Source organism: Rhizobium sp. L43, assembly GCF_002531725.1.
Classification (GTDB): Bacteria; Pseudomonadota; Alphaproteobacteria; order Rhizobiales; family Rhizobiaceae; genus Rhizobium.
Genome location: NZ_NWSQ01000038.1, coordinates 30716 through 46797 on the forward strand (window position 1 = coordinate 30716; position 16082 = coordinate 46797).

Annotated in this window: 11 protein-coding genes and 3 pseudogenes; 2 read left to right on the forward strand and 12 right to left on the reverse strand. The window is 61.9% G+C overall.

Annotated features, from left to right (window positions below; genetic code table 11):
• Window positions 1-2: 2 nt before the first annotated feature.
• Window positions 3-143, reverse strand: a pseudogene (locus tag CO667_RS36055) (adenylyl-sulfate kinase); the annotation flags it as partial.
• A 50-nt stretch (window positions 144-193) separates the two neighbouring features.
• Between CO667_RS36055 and CO667_RS35110 the strand changes: the two are divergent.
• Window positions 194-415, forward strand: a complete 222-nt coding sequence (locus CO667_RS35110) for a hypothetical protein (RefSeq protein ID WP_143540776.1) — start codon at window positions 194-196, stop codon at window positions 413-415.
• Between the two features lie 251 nt (window positions 416-666).
• Here CO667_RS35110 and CO667_RS31355 read toward each other — a convergent pair whose 3' ends face one another.
• Window positions 667-1173, reverse strand: a complete 507-nt coding sequence (locus CO667_RS31355) for a helix-turn-helix transcriptional regulator (RefSeq protein WP_063856477.1) — start codon at window positions 1171-1173, stop codon at window positions 667-669.
• Between the two features lie 947 nt (window positions 1174-2120).
• On the reverse strand, window positions 2121-2600 hold the full coding sequence (locus CO667_RS31360; RefSeq protein WP_097622041.1) for a helix-turn-helix transcriptional regulator: 480 nt from the start codon (window positions 2598-2600) through the stop codon (window positions 2121-2123).
• A 1551-nt stretch (window positions 2601-4151) separates the two neighbouring features.
• On the opposite strand from CO667_RS31360, the gene CO667_RS31370 reads away from it, so the two are divergent.
• The gene (locus CO667_RS31370) at window positions 4152-5081 is read left to right on the forward strand and encodes a polyprenyl synthetase family protein (protein WP_097622043.1); all 930 of its coding nucleotides are present in this window, start codon (window positions 4152-4154) and stop codon (window positions 5079-5081) included.
• Between the two features lie 191 nt (window positions 5082-5272).
• Here the strand turns inward: CO667_RS31370 and fni are convergent, their stop codons facing one another.
• The 9 genes and pseudogenes from fni to CO667_RS36285 all read right to left on the reverse strand — a co-directional run bounded on the left by fni (window position 5273) and on the right by CO667_RS36285 (window position 15073).
• Window positions 5273-6322 (reverse strand): type 2 isopentenyl-diphosphate Delta-isomerase, encoded by a 1050-nt coding sequence (gene fni / locus CO667_RS31375; protein ID WP_097622044.1) that lies wholly within the window; start codon window positions 6320-6322, stop codon window positions 5273-5275.
• Window positions 6323-6407: 85 nt separating this feature from the next.
• Window positions 6408-7310, reverse strand: a complete 903-nt coding sequence (locus tag CO667_RS31380) for a hypothetical protein (RefSeq protein ID WP_097622045.1) — start codon at window positions 7308-7310, stop codon at window positions 6408-6410.
• Complete coding sequence (locus CO667_RS31385) at window positions 7307-8860, reverse strand: hypothetical protein (RefSeq protein WP_054186143.1); 1554 nt, start codon at window positions 8858-8860, stop codon at window positions 7307-7309. The genes CO667_RS31380 and CO667_RS31385 overlap by 4 nt, the downstream gene beginning before the upstream one ends.
• 822 nt (window positions 8861-9682) lie before the next feature.
• Window positions 9683-11026: a cytochrome P450 gene (locus CO667_RS31395; RefSeq protein WP_097622046.1), complete on the reverse strand. Its 1344-nt coding sequence runs from the start codon at window positions 11024-11026 to the stop codon at window positions 9683-9685.
• Entirely contained in the window at window positions 11026-11868 is an 843-nt protein-coding gene (locus CO667_RS36410; RefSeq protein WP_054186146.1) for an SDR family oxidoreductase, read from the reverse strand. The genes CO667_RS31395 and CO667_RS36410 overlap by 1 nt, the downstream gene beginning before the upstream one ends.
• 168 nt (window positions 11869-12036) lie before the next feature.
• Window positions 12037-12192, reverse strand: a pseudogene (locus tag CO667_RS36415) (ferredoxin); the annotation flags it as partial.
• Window positions 12175-13455: pseudogene (locus CO667_RS36420) on the reverse strand (cytochrome P450); the annotation flags it as partial. The pseudogenes CO667_RS36420 and CO667_RS36415, both read right to left, overlap by 18 nt.
• Window positions 13456-13460: 5 nt before the next feature.
• Entirely contained in the window at window positions 13461-14741 is a 1281-nt protein-coding gene (locus CO667_RS31405; protein ID WP_097622047.1) for a cytochrome P450, read from the reverse strand.
• 200 nt (window positions 14742-14941) lie between these two features.
• Window positions 14942-15073, reverse strand: coding sequence for a hypothetical protein (locus CO667_RS36285; RefSeq protein ID WP_275593058.1), 132 nt, complete (start codon window positions 15071-15073; stop codon window positions 14942-14944).
• Window positions 15074-16082 lie beyond the last annotated feature (1009 nt).

Sequence of the window (16082 nt, forward strand, 5' to 3'; positions counted from 1 at the left end):
CAGCTTTGGCTACCGCTGAAAAGCTTTGTATTGAAGACCCCGGTCGGCCCATAAGCTTTGCGAAAGAACTCGGGAGGATCGACATGGTCGATGATGTCCAGCTCGTTTTCCCAGCACAGCTTCCACCGCAGCTCAGAACGCATGCAAAGACCTCCTTTGGTATTTCTTGCTGCTATTTTGAAGCACGCATTGTTTGATTGAAGCAGCGGTCACCCCGCTGCATGTCGGCTCTTCGCGCTATAGCCAGTCCGGACCGTCGAAGGTTTCGCCGTCACTCGCGTCTGAGATCAAGATTCCTAATGCATCATCATGGGAGATTGGTAAAATTAATTGTGTCAATGAAATCATCGATGCTTTGGATGATGAATATACGGGTTTCTTAGGCTTTGACGTGACCTTCCTCCTTGCCGCGTAAGACGACCGCGCAACCCCTTCAGCGGCCGAGAGCAGGGATGAGTTGGACCAGTTGACCCAACATGCGCCTCCCCGTTTACCCACCTATGCCCCGCAGAGCTGTGGCGATAATTGGTCGGCAGCTAGTCCTAACCGCCTGCGCAAAGCTCGCTTCGGCAACCAGCAACGGCGCGAGCGTTTGGTCGCGGCTTCTGATAGAACTTCATCAGGGACGGACGCACGTTCTGTTTCTTGACGCGAGCGATCTACACCTTATTCGCGATCGTCTGCAGTGGCGCTGGTAGACGCGACTTTCACAGCACCATCGCCGCTATCGCTACCGGTCTCGTCTATGCGGCTTAGTAAGCTGTAAATATCTTGCAAAATCTCTTCATCGAAAGTCCGCAACTTCACGATAGTAGCCAACAGCAGAACCGCTTTGGTTTCAGTTTCGCCCCAAAGATAAGGTGCCGCCGGGGCGATAATCTCTTCCGGAGTCGCATCCAAAACCTCACACAGATGAATCAGTCGGCTCACGGTCAAGCGGGATACTCCATTTTCGTACCGGCCGTAGACCTGCTTAGTGATGCCAAGCAAGGGCGCCAGTTTCGAGCGCGGGAGTTTTCGCTTATCGCGGGCTTCGCGAAGGCTGATGCTGATCAAGTTTTCGAGTTCGGCGCTAAGTGCAATCCGTCCGTCAAAAGGTTTTCGATAGACCGGCTTGTCTATGCCTGGATCATCGACTTGTTGCAAACCGAGTTCATTAATCCATTGCTTCAATGATGGTCCTGACATTGCTCCGACTGAGGTAAATGCGCCAGAGCTCTTTACCCGGAAAGTGATGTGCTTGGAACCACCAATGTTTGAATTTCGGTCTCATTTGGCGCAATTTTGTCCACGCGAACCTCACCCGCTTGCTATCGTTCACTCAAATATATCAGTGAGCGCAAGTACATAGATCTAGCCAACACCGAAATCGCTTCACGCAAGGATTATACAATTGCGCCAAATTGGCTATGAACACCTTCCGGGACGTCGTGTGCGGGCATGGTGGTCTTTTGTCCTGCACGTGGAGACTCTCGGCTCACGGCCAACCAATCACGGCTGCGCGTGTTGGCTGCCCTAGGCGATGCCCTCATAGTACCTCTGAAGGGCGGCAGCCATGAACAGCGAGGTTTGTCTAGCTGCGTTTCCCGTCTCGGCGACTCGACCCCTTTTCGCGGAACCTGATCCGTGATGTCGAAAGGCTATTTCCGAGCCGAATGGCACAAAGGGATCGCGCGATGAAACAGAGGCGCGGAGAGGACAGGCTTCGATTTAGTAATTGAAAAAAGCATGCGCGCCGGCAGCTCGAATACCCACATGGCATTGAGCAGGAGAACCCAATGTGGGAGTTAATCACAGACCCTACTGTCGAAGCAAAGGTATCCATCCGGCGGGGTCTCCACCGAATGGATACAAGCAAAGCGCATGCAAATAGACTTGGCGTCGCTCGTCGACGAACCGCTCGAGCATCGAGCAAGATCGACGCCAACCAACGATCGAATATTGCGCAATCGGCACGTATTGTGTTCAGACGGAAATGCGAGTGAAAAGCTAAGTTGTGAGATTGTGGGTGTCTGCACACCGACGACAGCGCGTCGGCTGCGACACCCGGCTATCACCAATACTGCAACTGGTCGGGGGCGTCATAGACAAACCCAGCTCACTTCACGGTCTCCGCTACATCACTGACCCCTGTCGCTATCGTCGTCATCGGGGATCATTCGCTGCAGGAGCCGAATAAGATCGCGCGTCGTGCCGTTCGGAAGTCTCCTGAGAACCCGAGCCAGTGTGAGACAATCCTCGGCCTCCTCCGATGTACGGCCCCAAAGATGTGGCGCAGCTTCAAAGATCATATCGATAGGCATAAAGCCAAGAATCTCACACAGATGGATCATCCGGGTAACAGTCATTTTGGAAAATGCCCGCTCGTAGCGTCCGTATACAGGGATGGACAGACCAAGCATTGGAGCAACGTCCGCACGAGACAGGCCTTGCGCTTCGCGTGTCTTTTTCAGGAACGCGCTGATCAATTCCTCCATGTGTCCCAGGGATGTAATTTTGCCGTCGAAACCTGGCTTTCGACAGATCGGCTTGTCAACCTCCGGATCGGCGGTGCTGACGAGGCCTCTCGAACTTCTGTAGCTTGTTAGATCTTCCGTCACCGCACGTCCCTGTTTTCCTGCCACTCGTTGTAGGCGTGCGCCAACTGAGCGGATTTGAACCACTTGTCATCGCCACACTACAACCGTTTTAAATACCCATTTTGGGCATTTTTTGCGTTATAGCAAATATTTGAGGGTTTAGCCAAATTGCTTCAGGAATGCATGCAAAACAGGCGCTGAGACCGGTCGCCCAGTTCCGTGAAAGATCTGTTGCTATGGCCGCACCCGCCACTGAATCATCTAGGTTAGCGTCGAATTTGAGCGAAAATTCACATTCAATGCTCAACATCTTCTAAGCCGTCATCGTTGAGGACGATAAAAAATAATCTCGAAAACCGATCCATTTCCCCGTCCCAGGATATCCCATTTGGCTAGCTGGGAAAGCTCCGCCGTGCTGGAGATCACCCAGCCAAGAACCCATATCGGTTACCGCTCCCGCAAGCGTGTAGGTTCGAAATTCCGCCTCCTTCAACCAAGCTATCGAAGGAGAGCGCTGCATATCCACCTGCTCCGACCTTTTAGTCCGCTAGCAAAAGGCGGTCGGGGACCGACTTCTCGAAGCGGTTTCCTGCCGGCCGACTAGGGCTACGGCAGCGCCGAAATCCTCGCCAAGCCGGTCGAGTCTAAGGCTTCGGCAACATCGCGCCGAAGAGCAACAGGAAGGGCTCAGTCCTCTTCTCCGCTGGGTCTATCGGCAGCGTAACCTCGTGAAGCGTCAAAAGCATTGGTTCGATCGCAATTGACGCAAAGATAACAGTCGCGTGCGATCGCGCACATTGACAGGTTGGCATGATGCAAGTGCCGACGTGCATTGTGAGCTCGACCCAATTCACTCCCAATGCTGGGTCGGCCTTCGGACGGATCGCTCGCAAGGTTGACGGCGTTCACATACTAGGCGGAGTGGCACAATCTACGACTCCCGACACACGGTGAGCACCGGAAGGCGCCTTCTGCCGCCATTGAACCATTCACTAACAATGCTCTGGTGGCACATCAATTGCTTGTAAGAGCCCAGATCTCTGCCGGCAATGGTTCCGGTCCAAGCTCCAGTGGTTACTATCGACGATGACCAACACTTTTAGATGTAAGGCCCATCTTCGCCCATGTCGTACCCTACGAACGGAGCTCGTCAGCGATCATCACGCGCGGCGGCGTGCAGCCGATCCAAAGAGCTTTGTCACGAGCCACTGCTCAGCGCGGGAGCCTCTTCGGCTTTGGATCAAGACGTCGAGAGCAATGCCATTCTGGCCGACAGCGCCGCCAGAGCCAATGTTTTTCGCACGCGATCGAAATAACCGAATTCGTCCAGATGTCATGTCGCCGCGAATGGGACTGCTTCGAGGGATTCCAGCGGGAGATCGCCTTGCCGAGTTAGGGCTCCCACTGGCACGCGGGTTCATTGGTGACGCCGGTGCCGCATGTTGGCCGCCGCACCCCGCTAAACTTAACGGCGCCCTGGAACCTGAAGAGACACAGCGAAATTGGCCTTTTGTTTGGCACCGGTTGGACTAGGCCCGATGTTCGTTTTCGTCTCAAAAGTGGAGATGCGATATGATTTCGAATCACCAAGCCGACGTCGTTGGCGATAGCGACAAGCTCATCGAGCATGCGCTGCGAGCTGCCATGGATAGTGCTCTAAGTCCGGCTGCGCCGGCTCACCTGCGTGGAGCGCTAGACGCGGCAGTGTTTCCAGGTGGCTCCCGGATGCGCCCCAAGCTCTGCTTGAAAGTCTCCTATGTGTGCGGCGAAAGACATCCTGAGCTGGCGACAAGAGCCGCGGCAGCAATTGAATTGCTACACTGTGCCTCGTTGGTGCATGACGACTTGCCTTGCTTCGATAACGCCGCGCTACGCCGCGGCAGACCGACGGTGCACCGGCTTTTCGGAGAGCCTATCGCCGTTTTGGCTGGCGATGCCTTGATTGTGATGGCTTTCAAATACCTCAGCCTGCAGGCTGCGCTAACACCTGAGTTGGGCGCGCGCATGATCGAGGTGGTTGCGGAGGCGGTCGGCCCCAGTCACGGACTGATCGCCGGACAGTCGATGGAGGCAATGACGCACGTCCCAATCGACCGCTATCACCATTACAAGACCGGCTCCCTCTTTGTCGCAGCGGCCACGTGCGGTGCCCTGGCAAGTGATGTTGATCCGGCCCCATGGTCTAAGGTGGGGGAATTGCTCGGGCATGCGTATCAGATCGCCGACGACATCGCAGATACAGTCGGTCGCGCCGAAGTGCTTGGCAAATTGCCTGCCGTGGACACGCAGCTGAAGCGGCCCAGTATCGTTCGCGGCGAAGGATTGGACAGCGCAGCCGCCAGATTTTACGCGTATCTCGAACAGATAGGTGACACCGTTCCTGCCAGCCCTCACAAACGGTCCTTCGTTAACTGGCTGAATCATGCACTTTGCAAAGGCGTGGCGGGACCGGGAAAAGCCGGGCTAATTCAACAAGCGGCGCTGGATTGCGCACCTTTATGAGCTCCGAATTCCGTTACGCATAACCTAGCTAACCGGCGGCATCATTACCGCTTCATCGTCAACAGCTGCCTCATGAACACTTCGTTCCCTGTATCGAACCCGTGGGCCAGGTGGATTAGAGGTCTAGCTTTAGCGTTAACGGTTTTTGCAACCAGCTAGGCGCCGGCCGACACGAGCGAGCGACGCCGGCATCATCCAGCTGGCGGATGCGCGGAGGGCAACAAGCGCGCCTGGCGCAACGTCGCCAGATTAGGTGAGCCGGTGCAAAAGCAGGCGACGGCCAACTGGCGGATGACGACCTCGAAATGCGCGACGACCGCTTCGGTCGATACCGTAGCCGCTGGCAGCACGCCGGCTGCCTGCCCGGCGATGTCCGCGCCCAGGCGAATGGCCTTGGCCACGTCGACGCCATCGCGGATCCCGCCGGAAGCGATAAGCTTCACCGTTGGCAGCGCCCGACGTACCGCCTGCAAACTGGCCGGTGTCGGGATCCCCCAATCGGCGAACGCCATCGCCACTGCACGGCCGGCGGCATCGCGGGCGCGCTCGCCCTCCACCGCGGCCCAACTGGTGCCGCCGGCTCCGGCGACATCAATCACCGCAACACCCGCCTCGACGAGCGCGCAGGCCACCGAGGCGGACAGGCCCGACCCCACTTCTTTGGCCACGATCGGCACGCCCACGCTACGCGCGGCGCGAGCCATCTGCTCCAGGACGCCGCGCCAGTCGCGGTCGCCATCCGGCTGTAGCGCTTCCTGCAGCGGATTGAGATGGACGATCAGCCCATCAGCCTCCAGCGCATCGACAGCCCGGCGCGCCAGATCAAGGCCGTCGGCCTCACGCAGTTGCGCGGCGCCGATATTGGCCAGCAAGGGAATGTCAGGCGCCAGGCGGCGAAGCGCGCGCGTCAGTCCCTGGGAATTGCGCGATTGCAGGCTCACGCGCTGCGAACCGACGCACATGGCGATCCCCAAGGCTTGCGCCGCCTCGCTCAGATGCCGATTGATGGCCTCGGCGCGTGGCATTCCGCCGGTCATGGAACTGATCAGCAGCGGCGCACGCATGGGCTTGCCTAACAGCGAGGTGCGCAGTCCGATCTGCGTCAGGTCCAGCTCGGGTAGTGCGCAGTGTTCGAACCGGATTTGCTCCCAGCCGGCGGCGACCGTGGCTGGCGCCGTTCGCCGATTAAGCACGAGGTCCAGATGGTCGTCCTTGCGCCGGGTCAGGGCGTCGTCGCACATGCTCGCTCGATCCGCCGTATTGGGCGTTGGCGTTGCGTCGGATCGGACCGAGGGCGCTGCGCGCACGCCGCCGCCTCCCGCGCGTTCACGCCGGCGCACGCTGGCCTCTCCCCGCAGCATCGTTGCCGTAGCGGCTGATCGAGGTCTCGTAGTACTTCGCGCGAATGGCCGCCATGGCCTCGATTAACGGTCCCCATGGCGCAGGAAAGCGTTCCTCCACCATCACTCGGTGCAGCATGCGCTCATGGCCGGCCAGCTCGTCGTTGAGGAAATCCTCCACAGGCATAGCCGGATAACGCTGCAGGAGCAGGATGGCAGCGTTGTCGGCCTCTCCCGCCGACCTATCCTTGGCGCGTCCATGCAGATCGTTCTGCAGGCGCCCTATCGTGGAGATGAGCCGCAGTACCTGGCGAAACGCCGGACGCGCGCGCAGGGTCGCCATGTCCAGCCCCCAAAGCAACGACAGGCAACAGAACACGTTCGCGTAGGCGATCGAATCGATGGAATTGTGCAAGTATTCGGCGTAAGACCAGCGTTGCGCCCCCGCCGCCTGCGCGTGTCCGGCGCGAAGCGCCGCGCAGTAGCACTGGGTATCGTTAAGAAGCTGAGTATAGTCGCGCCTATCGTAGGCGAGCGCGGCCAGGGAAGCGCGCAGCACAGCGCAGCCCTCGAACCCGGGGATCGCGCATGGGCCGCCCTGCCCCAGCGCCTGCTCCACCGCGGCCAGCTGCTCTGGCGCGATCAGGCCAAGGTCGTTGCAATCGTCGAGCCAAAACAGTAGCGCCAACTCGCGATAAAACGCCACGATCAGCTTTTCGTCCTGCGGATCCCGGCCGGTGCGGGCGCTGGTATCGTGCAGGCTCGGTTGGATACGCTGCAGGATGTACTGTCCGCCCCTAACTGCTTCCACGGCATGCTCGTCGGCGAATCCGGTTAGAGAACGCCCCCACTCCAGTACTTGCTGCAGCGCGCTTTCGGTCGGGATCATTGCGCTATTCCTCCTGCTCCCTCGGCCGGGATGCGCCGCCCCCAACGAAGAGCCAGCCACAAGCCGGCGAGTTCGATCACGCGCACGACCCGGGTCGGGCAATACAATTCCTTGCCGATCCACAGCGGCGTCTGCGGCAATTCATGCGCCTCATGGCGAGCGAGCATCCACTCCAACGCGTGCGCGACCGCCAGCGCGATGCGGGCGCGCCCTGTCGGCTCTTCGCGCCCATCCATCACGTGCAAGGCGAACAGCGCATAGGCGGTTTCCTCAAATGTTGACGCGCGACCGGCGCCCCAGCCGCCGTCGTCGCACTGCGCCTGCAACAGCGCCGCCAGCGCGCGCTCGTCGCGCCACTGGGGCACGCCTTGCGCGAGCGCAGCAATTGCATGCGCGGTGGGATACAGCCACGAAACGTGCCATTTTTCATTGTCCCATAGACCGTCCGGGTTGCGATTGGCCTCAAGGTAAGCGCTGGTGCCGGCGGTGGGCTTTCCCAACAGTCTGAACGCATGCAGGGCGTGGATGTTGGTCGACACCGAGGCATTGCGCTCGCCGGGGAAGGTAACGAACAGCCCGCCGATTTCGAAATGGCGCAACGCGTCGGCAGCCGGGTTGCGTCCTGCTAGGCGCAGGATGCACAACGCAACGGCGGTGTCGTCCGCATCGGCCGCGAAGTGCAAGGCCGGACCCAGACCGCGCACGCCCAGACAGGCATCGAGCTGCGCGACGATCACGCCTACCGCCTCGGCGAGCGCGGGATGCGAAAACAACCCGGCCAGATGCAGGGTGTACAGCGACCAGCATGGCTCGAATACGTTGATCGGCCAGACGCTAGGAACGACACCTTCGATGCCGCTACGCGCCGCGCGCGATGCGGCCTGAAGATACCTGTCGGCACGCCCGACCTGTGGCGCGCTCGCCTGTGTGAGGGCGTGCGCACGCCAGGCGGCGGTTGCCGCCGGGCTGATGCCGATGCTGCCGTCGTCGTCCAGGCATGCCGTGGTCGGCGACGTGCCCCAGGCTTCCCAGGAGTGCAACAACGGATGGCCGCTCGGCAGCGGTCCCACCGTCCCCAACTTGGCCAGGCACGCCTGCCGCAACGGCAACAGCGCCGGGTAGCGCGGAAACACCACGTCGTCCACCAAGGATGCGGCCTCGCCGGAGATCTGCGGCAGGATCAGCTCCGCGCCTACCGGCGCGTCTTCCGGCACCGCATCTGCGTAGGGATCCGGCTGGCGCTCGAGGAACCGCGTTGCAGCCTGAACTGCGTCCGCAGCGCCGGGAAGAGGATCGGCACGCTGCAATGCAAGCAACGCCGCCCACGTGGGTGCATGGCGGAACAGTGGGAAGTCAGCACTTCCCCACCCGCCATCAGCCTGTTGCTGCGCCATGAGCCACGCGTATGCGTTCTGCCGACCGGTGACGTTGCCGCGGAAGTGCAAAACGCGCGCCGTGTCGTAAACGGAGGGACTGACGCTGCCGCCATCGCGCGTCTCGTTCAGCAGGTGGCGCAATTCAGAAAGGATCTGTTCGGACAGCGCATTCATGCGGGATGTTCCCTCTGCAGGCAGTTGACGAGAAGCAGGATGGGGCGGACGCCGGGCACCGCCGCGGGCCCGTCGCGGCGAAGCGCACCTATGCTGGCGGCGGTCCGCCGGACAGCGCGGCGGACCGCGGTGGGCAACCGCTGCGATCTGCGCCGTGGAATCGGACACAATGTAGCATCTAGCGCTGCCGCCGGCGGATCGCAGCGGTACGGCGGCGCCTCCGTGCCGACCGGCGCCCATGCGCACGGCGCGTGCTTGAACAGATACCCTTTTGGCCCGCTGCACGGCCTGCGCCAACCGCTCCGCACGCGGCCGCAGTGGGGTGATGGCTTCCTCGGCCTCGGGCCATAGGCCCGGCATTGACTGGCGCGCTGCATGCAGCTCCGTGATCGGCACGCCGGTTGCATTCTTCTCCGCCACATGCTTGCCGGGGGCTTGCCCAGCGTCGTGTCATCCGCTGGCGTGTCATCCTCGACCACCTACGATCCGAAACAGGCGCGATAGCGATCCAGCGCGCGGAACAGCGTAACGCGCGGCATCCTCCGCGACGGCGCATAGCGCGACCATGCGTACGGACGCGCGCACCGGCACTCCGCCGCACGCCTGCGCGCCCAATCCGCCGAACGGGGAAACGCCAGTTCGGTCGTCGTTTAGCATGGAACCCGTCTGCATGTTGTTCATCTCCTTGTACGTGACAGAGAATGCCGCGGCGAGCGGCGAGCCGCGGTGTTGCCGGCGTCGCACCGGGCGCGCGCGCCGAGTGCAGCAATGCCGCCCATCGCCGGCGCCGCTGCCTCCTGACACGGGGCAGACGATCCCAGCTCATGAGAATCCGATGCGGATTGTCATGGACGGATGTGCGGTCGGGTAATAGCGCCGGCCATTTTCGACGCCGCTCATCAACCGCGGCCGCACCCCGGCCTCCTGCATGGTCAATGCCAAGGCGATGCTGAACTGCACCAGCTCCAGCCATACTAGATGATAGCCCATGCAGACGTGTGGGCCGGCACCGAACTGCAGCATGTCCACCGGCCGGATCGGCTCCGTGCGTTGCAGCCATCGTCCCAGACGGAACTGATCAGGCGCTTCGTGCAGCAGCGCCGAGGTCGAGAAATGCAGCAGTGGGATGCACAAATGAGTGCCCGCAGGAATGTGCCGCTGGCCGAGTTGTAATTCCTGCATCGCGCGACGCGGTACGAGCGAGGAAGCCGGATGCATTCGTAGCGTCTCCCGAAACAGTGCCTCTGCGACCGGACATTGCGCCAGGTCCTCGTGCCCGGTCGGCACCGCGCCCACGCGTTGCGCCTCTTCGACCAGGGCGTCCCACAGCTCTGGCTGCTGCGCCAGCTCAATCACCATCCAGGCCATCGTTGAGGCGGAGGTCTCGTGGCCGGCAAGCAGCAGCAAGCGGATATTGGCGACCAGGACGTCATCGGAGAGTGCGCCGTCGCTGCGATCGAAGGCGCTCACCATGTCGTTGATCAACCCGGTGCGCGCGGCGCGCGCGCGCGCGTCCCGGATGAACTGGCGCGACTGCGCGTCGATCCAATCGCGGGCGGCGCGGCCGCGCCGCAATGGCATCCCCGGCAGGTCGATCGGGGGCGCGACCATCAATTGTAGCAGTTGCCGGTACTTGCGATGCCACTCCGACAGGTCTTGGGCGGGGATGCCCATGAGACTGAAGGTGAGTTTAAGCATCAGGTTGCGGGTGTCTGGCAGGATAGCGACTTCACCGCGGTCGCGCCACGCCCTGACCTGAGCCCGAATAATTGGTTCGAACAGCTCGCCAATGCCGGCCTCGGTCAGACCCCTGGGCAGAAACGCCGCATTTATCCCATCGCGCGCCTGCCGGTGCGCGCTACCGTCCAAAGTGACCAACGTTCCGCCAAGGATGTCGGGCGCCATCTCTTCGATCAGTGCCGAGGACACTTCCTTGTGCCGGAGCAATGCGAGCGCATCCGGATCCAGGCATGTCATCAGGTGTCCGGCCGGGCCGAAATCCAGCCAGAAGTGGCTGCCTAGCGTCCTTTCGGCGCGCCGCAGCAGGCGCGGCAGATCGCAGACGATGGCGGGAAGATGCCCGACCAGGGGGAAAGCGCCAGGCATGACCGGGATGTCGTCCCGTAGCCGGTGCCAGCGGTTCAGCGGGTTGAGCAGCATGTCCATCACCAGTGCGACGTTGCGGCTGCTTCGGCGGCGTCACCGGCCGGCAGAGCCGCGCTGTTGCCACCGTCGGCGTAGGTTGGAACATGCGACAACATGCCGCCGTCGATACACAACACCTGGCCGGTGATGAACGCAGCCTCGTCGGAGAGCAGGAATGCGACCAGCGCGGCTACGTCCTCGGGGCGGCCGACGTGCGGCAGGAGCTGGTGCCGGTGTAGATGCCGTTGCATGCACTCGTCCAGCTTGGCGAAGAGGCGTTCCGTCATGATAAGACCTGGCGCAACCGCGTTGCAGCGGATCTTCGCGTGTCCATACTGCGTGGCAAGCGAGGCCGACAGCATGTTCATTGCGGCCTTCGACGCGGCGTAGGACGTCAGTGCGGTGTCGCCGCTGAGCCCTTGGCACGATGACATGTTCACGATCGCGCCACCACCGCGGGTGATCATTTGTGGGATGGCCTGCCGGCAGCAGAGGAGCGTGCCGCGCAAATTGGTCGCCATGGTCTTGTCCCAGACCGCCACGTCCAGGTCGAGGATCGCGCGGTCGTGCGGGGTCAAATGCATGGCGCTCGCATTGTTCACAAGCACGTCTACCCCACCGAAGCGCCGCTTCGCCGTTTGGAAAAGCTCTGCCACCGCCTGCGCATCTGCGATGTCCATGGCCACGGCCAGCGCTTGGCCCGCTTCGGCTGCGATCTGTGCGGTGCAGGCGATGGCAGCGGGGCCATCAATGTCGGCCACCACCACTCTTCCGCCCTCGCGTGCGATGGCGAGGGCGCATGCCTTGCCGATCCCGGCGCCGGCGCCGGTCACCACGGCCACCTTGCCTTTAAATCGTTCCATCATGTTCTCCTGGATTGCGTAGGTCTTCGCTGCATGTCGCTCAGCGTCTGCCTGAGAGGGCGTAGGGCCGGGGTTGGTGCAGTGGTTATCGCCGGCTTCGCTTTCGATCACCCGAATGGCCGCGACCGGGCACTGGCTTTCTGCTTGCCGCACGGCGGCGTGCAGCGCCTGCGGGACCGTCGCCATGCACACTTCGGCCACGCCGTCCGGTTCGCGCTGACGAAAGGCGCCCGGCAGCGTCAACACGCACTGACCAGTGGTTCCGCACAGGTCCTGGTCGACCACGACGCGAACCTCAGCCGCCGCCTGCGCGTGCAGCCGCACCGGCAGCGCGCGGAACGTCCTAAGGAACGCTGAGGGCTCCCGGGTCGGCTGCTCGGCCAAGGCCAACGTGGGGAAGCGCGCCTGGATCTGCGGCAGGCTCTCGGCCAGCTGCACCCTGGCGAGTTGCGCACCTAGGCAGAAGTGGATGCCATGGCCGAAGCTCAGCATAATCTTTCCGTCGTTCGACATGCCAGGCCTGGTGCCGTAGAACCGCACCGGATCGAATCGGTCGGGATCAGCGAAAGCGTCCGGGTCGCGATTGCCGGCCGCGATCAGCACGCGCACGTCCGCGTCCTTCGGGATCACCACGCCACGCAATTCGATGTCGCGCTGGGCGATACGCGGAATGGAGCTGAACATGGCGGGCGCCTCGCAGCGCAGTACTTCTTCCACGAATGCCTCCACCCCTGCGGCGTCTCCCTGCAGCCAGTGCCGCTCCTCGGGGTAGGCCAGCATCGCCAGCACCGCATGGTCGATAGTCGCAGCAGTGGTGGCGAAGCCGCCCAGCAACATGCCCCACAGCATGCTGATCAACTCCGCGTCCGAAAGCGTGTCGGCATCGTCGCTGTGTGCGCCGACCAGTGTCGACACGATGTCGCGGCAGGGATCGGCGCGCTTGCGCAATATGAGGTCGCCGAAATAGGCCTTCACCCTGGCGCTGGCCACGTCCGCCGCGGCGAGCTGTGGATCGCTGGCGTGCGGGCTCAGGCCTTCTAGAATGGCGCTGACGATCGCTGAGAGCTCGAAAATGTCGTCTTGGGGCATGCCGAACAATTCAGCGAAGACAAGCATGGGCAAGGCCAGTGCGAATTCCCGATGCAGGTCCACCGCCTCTCCTCGCTCCAGTGCGGGCGCCATGCCATCCAGGCGGGCTGCGACGATGCGCGCGATGCTCGGCCGCAGGTTGTCGATATGGCCCACGGTGAAATCGCGCGAAATCAGCCGGCGCAGACGCGTATGCGTCGGTGGTTCCTTCATGGCTAGCGTGGACGCCAGCAGATTGAGCGACAGGCTGCTCGCCGCACGCGGGAAATAGCGCGCCAGTTCGGATGGCGCCGGTCCCCGAAACGCATCGCCCGTGGCCTTGAACGCCCAGTAGATGTCGGCGTGGCGGCTCAACAGAAAGATGCCCGACGCCGCGCGGTGCACCGGATCGTGCTCTTGCAACCACCGCATGAACGGGTACGGGTCTTGGATGCATGCTGGCGACGCCAGCTCGGCGAAGGCGTCGTGGCATGCTGCCTTGGTTCCTTGCACGTCCATCTTGGTTACCTGTCGGGTGGCTGATCTGACCGGCGCGCGCCAGGCGCCGTCAAATGAGAAAATTGCGATACCGGGCGGCGTCCGCACCAGATCACCGGCATCTCCTCGAACCCGCCGGTGATGATCTCCTTGCGCAACTTCAGTTCTTCGGGCGCCACGGCCAGGCGCAACGCGGGAAAGCGCTGGAAGATCGAACCGAATACGGCCTTCAGTTCCAGCCTGGCCAGCGCCGCCCCGATGCAATTGTGCTGCCCGTAGGAGAACGCCAGGTGGGGATTTGCGTCGCGTCCGATGTCGAAGACTTCCGGGTCTTTGAAATGGCGCGGATCAAACGAGGTCGCCGGCAGGCCGACCAGTACTTTGCTCTCCGCGGGTATATGCACGCCTGCGATGGTCACGTCGGTCCGGGGATAGCGCATGATGCCGTCCCAGCCCGCACCAGGCGAATACATGCGCAGTATCTCCTCCACCGCCTTGTCCACCAGGGACGGATCGCGGACCAGGCGTTCGCGCTGTTGCGGATGGCGAAACATGGCCAGCAGGCCGAATTCGATCTGCGCAACGGTGCTCTCGTGCCCCGCCACCAGCACGCCCGCCGCGAGGCCGATCGCCTCTTCCTCGGTCGCTTTGCCCTGGTCGACCGCGGCGAGCAGATCCGTCAGCAGGTTATCGCCCGGCTCCTGTCGCTTGCCCCGTATTTTGCCGTGAATGTAGGCGCGGAGCTCTTCCCAGGCCAGGCCCGACGCGCTGCGCGGGCCGCTTTCATGCTGGTGCGTCATCACCTCGTCGGAGAGTCCTGCGAAAAAGGCGTGTTCCTCGAAGGGCACGCCCATCAGCGCGCTGATTACCTTGGCCGGAAGCGGAAAGGAGACATGGCGTCGCAAGTCTGCGGGCTGGGGCTGAACCGCCAGCGTATCGAACAACTGCACAGTGATCGCCTCGACCTGCTGCGTAAGCAGCTTCACCCTGCTGTTGCTGAAGGCCGGCGCCACGATCGTGCGTAACCGAGCATGCTCGTCCCCTTCGTGCGAGACCAGCCATCCCGGCGAACCGAGAATGACCGAATCCGGGGTGAAATCCGTCGGAGGCATTCCCGCGGGCCGGAATGCCGCGTCAGACAGCACCGCCTTGGCCTCGTCATAGCCTGTCACCCACCAGCATTCGTGCCCGGACGGAAGGCGCACGCGGTGGATCGGACCTTTGGCACGTAGCGCCAACATCTCGGGCGAGGGCTCGATGTGATCGACCCGCCACATCGGCAGCGCCGGCAAGGATTGTTCGGACATGGTGACGCTTTACTCTCTGAGCCTGGAAGGGGCGGAAGATGATGGGCAGACTGCGGGCAGCAAATGAGCTAAGACAGCGCGTAGACGACGTCCTCTGCGGCGATTACCAGCGCCAGATCCTCCGACCGCACGAACGGCGGGGGGAAGGCACTTCCCAATTCCGGGCGCGCCAGCGCAGCGCCCAGGCACAGATACAGCCCTTAGCCGAGCGGCAGGTGCGGGTTGTGCAGCCGGTTGAAATCGAACATGTCGGTATCGCCATAGGTCGCCCGACCGTAGGAATTGGCGCAGCAGGTTCGACCGCACCCACCTACCGACCCGTCCGCAAACATAACTTCCAGACCAGTCCCACACCCCCGGCTTCCCTCCTGGCTCAAGGTCTGCCGCTTTGGCTGTACCGCCCGCGACGTGGGCGATCGTTGTGGCTCGCAAATGAAGAACTCTAGATCGCATCCAACACTCCTGAGATTTTCCCGGTCACAACGGAGCCACTATCATTGCCACAGCAAACCATCGGGACCTCACGAGACGCGAACAGCGACGCACCGCCCGAAGACCATCGCGCTGCGATTGGCGACATACCGTGACCAGAGCAAATCGCGTGCCGGGGTGAATTCGTGGGCTCAGCAGGCATTTCGTAGCAGCGCGTAGTGTCAAGCTCCCGCCATTCAGTCTCAATGCCGACAACCGCTGAGTACATGTCTGACAAAAGCCTGCTCTAACGCCGGTCTGCGTCCGATAGTCGGCGACCTGCATTGGGATGTCCCCGCGGCGGGCTTTCGTGCAACAATCCGCGCCATCTTCGACGTCGAAGTTGCCCCGCCAGTTTTCGTCCGATGGGCGGGAACGTCGTCGACTGCGCCGAGGCCGCCGCGTTAAAAGCGCCGGCCCTGGGCAAATCTCACTGGACCCGCCTCGACTCACCGTCCGGAACACTGCAATAAAGTTTGCGGAGCTTATTTCCGCCAAATGCAAGTTGCGAACTTGCAGTCATCTCGTTTTGACGTTGTTCTCAATGTTTCCACCCCCGCGCTTACCGAGACGGTCGAGCTTCTCGATCGGCGTAGGTCCAAAAGGCAAACGGGAAACGCTCAAATTTTCGAGGCATGTTCTCTTCCGGAAACATGTCATCTAATCAGAAGCGGCGGTCGGCAACAGTCGCCTTAGTCGGAGGTGCTTTCTAAACCAGACGATGCCCCCAGAAGCCTCCTGCTTGACGATTTCGATCGTCCAGTCACCATGGCCGCACATTGCTCGCCTCAACTAATCTTCTTGCCTGCATCATAGCCGGATATTCCGCCGCTTTCCGTGGTCTTGACGCTTTGGCTGTCGATAATCCCT

What these genes read in the sequence shown, in the direction of transcription:
- CO667_RS31370 (WP_097622043.1), top strand. Translation starts at nt 4,152, where the DNA reads ATGATTTCGAATCACCAAGCCGACGTCGTTGGCGATAGCGACAAGCTC.
- fni (WP_097622044.1), bottom strand. Translation starts at nt 6,322, where the DNA reads ATGTGCGACGACGCCCTGACCCGGCGCAAGGACGACCATCTGGACCTC.
- CO667_RS31380 (WP_097622045.1), bottom strand. Translation starts at nt 7,310, where the DNA reads ATGATCCCGACCGAAAGCGCGCTGCAGCAAGTACTGGAGTGGGGGCGT.
- CO667_RS31385 (WP_054186143.1), bottom strand. Translation starts at nt 8,860, where the DNA reads ATGAATGCGCTGTCCGAACAGATCCTTTCTGAATTGCGCCACCTGCTG.
- CO667_RS31395 (WP_097622046.1), bottom strand. Translation starts at nt 11,026, where the DNA reads ATGGACATGCTGCTCAACCCGCTGAACCGCTGGCACCGGCTACGGGAC.
- CO667_RS36410 (WP_054186146.1), bottom strand. Translation starts at nt 11,868, where the DNA reads ATGGAACGATTTAAAGGCAAGGTGGCCGTGGTGACCGGCGCCGGCGCC.
- CO667_RS31405 (WP_097622047.1), bottom strand. Translation starts at nt 14,741, where the DNA reads ATGTCCGAACAATCCTTGCCGGCGCTGCCGATGTGGCGGGTCGATCAC.
- CO667_RS36285 (WP_275593058.1), bottom strand. Translation starts at nt 15,073, where the DNA reads ATGTTTGCGGACGGGTCGGTAGGTGGGTGCGGTCGAACCTGCTGCGCC.